The organism is Stenotrophomonas capsici (genome assembly GCF_034961085.1).
GTDB classification, from domain to species: domain Bacteria; phylum Pseudomonadota; class Gammaproteobacteria; order Xanthomonadales; family Xanthomonadaceae; genus Stenotrophomonas; species Stenotrophomonas capsici.
In genome coordinates, this window is the sequence record NZ_JAYFUH010000198.1 from 1 (window position 1) to 1,422 (window position 1,422).

Sequence of the window (1,422 nt, forward strand, 5' to 3'; positions counted from 1 at the left end):
TGGATGCGCGCCGGCTGGCGCTGGCGGTGGACATCGCCAGCATCCCCGAGCACATCCGCGGCTACGGCCACGTCAAGGAAGCGCACCTGCACGAAGCCAAGGCCCGCGAAGCGGCGCTGCTGGCAACGTGGCGCAACCCGAAGGCGCTGCATATCGTGCAGATGGCGTAAGCCGATGATGCGCCGCCTGTATTGCCCCGGAAAGGCGATGCAGGTGGCGCATGATCACCGAAGCGGGCGAGCCAGCGCCGGCGACGACGCGTTTCCTGCTCAGGCTGCATGGGGCATGCACAACCTGTTCGCATAGCCGCCCGGCCGTTCGCCGGGAAGCTGCGGGTCGGGGAAGCGGGTCGCCTGTCAGCGCGTCCGGAAATCCATGGAGACCAGCGACGGCCGCGCCTGCCCACCCACCTGCGCCGGCGTCCATTGGACGGACAGCACCATCTGCTTCTCCTGCTCGGTCAACGCGAACCGGGACGGATAGGAAACGACGGCATCCTGCGGTGTTCCAGCGGCATCCAGCGCCACCACGACGCAGGTCAGGTTGCTCCCCGAACGCATCCAGATGCCACGGGGAAACGTCGGCAGCGTCCCCACCGGCGCAGGCTTCACGTCGGCCGATTCGCCGAGGACGTGGTCCGGGACGCGTTTCTGGATTTCCGCTAGAAGCGGCGCCTTCTCGCATGATTGGATCGGGCGATCACGCGCCAGTGCGCTGTTGGCGATCAACAGAAATGCTGCAACAACCACGATCTTGAACATGTGACCCGACCTTCCGTTGGTGGTGAGCTGAAGTATCCATTGCATGGTGCATGTGCAGCCCGCCAGCGGGTGGGCCCTGCGCTTGCTGCCGCTTGATTCTGGAAGCGTTGGGCTTGGCCAGCAATGCGGCGCTGGTCATGCCCGGTGCTCAGCGGCGTGACGCCGGTCTTGATTTTATCTTCCAAGTCTGCTTCCGGCCAGAAGCGGACATCGTGACGTCCGCTTCAACTTGCCTCGATGTGCAGATTGCGAAATTCGATCACGCAATCAGACAACCCATCTTTCAGCGGAACACTGGCACTGTCCCAACGGAAGTGGTGCGGTCTCCGGCGTCCTTCAGCCTGCGACCAATCTCCGCGATGCGGCGTTCGCCGGCTTCAAGCGCCTGCTCGGACGTGTGCACCGAATAGGAGCCCAGATGCAAGTGATGCGGATGCGGCGCGGCAGAGCCCAGCACGAATACTGCATCCGTAGTGCCGGAGGCCTGCAGCACGATCGGAACTTCGCCCGGCTCGAAAACCACCATTTCTCCGGCCTCGACCCGCGTTCCGGCATCCAGCTGTCCCTTGGCCAGCGCCAGCCAGCCCACATCGTGGCCGCTCGGCGGACGATACGTCCAGCGTTCACCGGGGCGCAGCGTTACCAGCAGATAGTTGACGCC

3 protein-coding genes are annotated in these 1,422 nt (G+C 64.5%); 1 reads left to right on the top strand and 2 read right to left on the bottom strand.

What is annotated here, in order from left to right; genetic code table 11:
- A partial coding sequence (locus VA603_RS19545; protein ID WP_425603695.1) for a DUF6537 domain-containing protein occupies positions 1-170 on the top strand: 170 nt, incomplete at its 5' end.
- Between the two features lie 186 nt (positions 171-356).
- On the opposite strand, the gene VA603_RS11375 is transcribed toward VA603_RS19545, so the two are convergent.
- Both VA603_RS11375 and VA603_RS11380 read right to left on the bottom strand, forming a co-directional pair.
- A complete protein-coding gene (locus VA603_RS11375; RefSeq protein WP_323438906.1) occupies positions 357-761 on the bottom strand; it encodes a hypothetical protein in 405 nt (134 codons plus the stop codon).
- Between the two features lie 283 nt (positions 762-1,044).
- A partial coding sequence (locus VA603_RS11380; protein WP_486679295.1) for a cupin domain-containing protein occupies positions 1,045-1,422 on the bottom strand: 378 nt, incomplete at its 5' end.